This is a genomic window from Mesorhizobium sp. M7A.F.Ca.CA.002.05.1.1, from assembly GCF_003998335.1.
GTDB lineage: Bacteria > Pseudomonadota > Alphaproteobacteria > Rhizobiales > Rhizobiaceae > Mesorhizobium.
In genome coordinates this window covers 1-772 of record NZ_RZQI01001485.1, presented here as the reverse complement: position 1 = coordinate 772, position 772 = coordinate 1, and the positions used below count along the sequence as shown (strand labels likewise).

Here is a 772-nt window from a genome sequence, read left to right as displayed (position 1 = left end):
AGGCCGAAGCGTAGCTGCCATCAGTTGCCGGGTGGGCTCACCGTTTCCAGCGTCTTGGGTGTTGTCAGCCGGCCGTGACCGGAGATGGCGTTGCCGGCATCGGGTGCCAGCCGGACGAAGGATAGCGATGCCGCCGCCGAGACCGCTGCAACGATGAAGAAGGCAATGTGGAAGTCGTCCAGCGACAGCGGGCCGCCATGGATTGACGTCGATACTTCCAGGATTCCGCCGGCCAGCGCCACGCCGAGCGCGACCGACAACTGCTGGAACACCGCTGTAATCGGCGTCGCCTTGCTGGTGTCTTCAGCCGAAACCTCGGCATAGGCGAGCGCATTGACGCCAGTGAAGAACATCGATCGGATGAAGCCGCCGACGAGCAGCATGGCCAGCATCAAGAGATAAGGTGTGTCGGGTGTGAACAGGCCGTTGATGGCGATCGAGGCGGCGGCGACCAGCGAACCGACAACCAGCACGCGGCGGAAGCCGGCGACGCGGAAGATCAGCGCGGTGACGAATTTCATGCCGATGGCGCCGATTGCAGAGACGAAGGTGATCATGCCGGACTGGAACGGCGTCAGCCCAAAACCGATCTGGAACATCAGCGGCAGCAGGAACGGCACAGCACCAATGCCGATGCGGAACAGTCCGCCGCCAAGCACCGAGGAGCGGAACACCTGGTTGCGGAACAGTTCGAGCGCCAGCAGCGGGTTTTTGGCGCGCCGCGCGTGCAGCAGATAGAGCGCCCCCGACACGAGGCCGACCGTTACGGTGG

At 63.9% G+C, this 772-nt stretch carries 1 protein-coding gene; it reads right to left on the bottom strand.

Annotation, left to right across the window (positions count from 1 at the left end; all coding sequences use genetic code 11):
* Positions 1-20: 20 nt before the first annotated feature.
* A partial coding sequence (locus tag EN939_RS36540; RefSeq protein WP_164751615.1) for a multidrug efflux MFS transporter occupies positions 21-772 on the bottom strand: 752 nt, incomplete at its 5' end.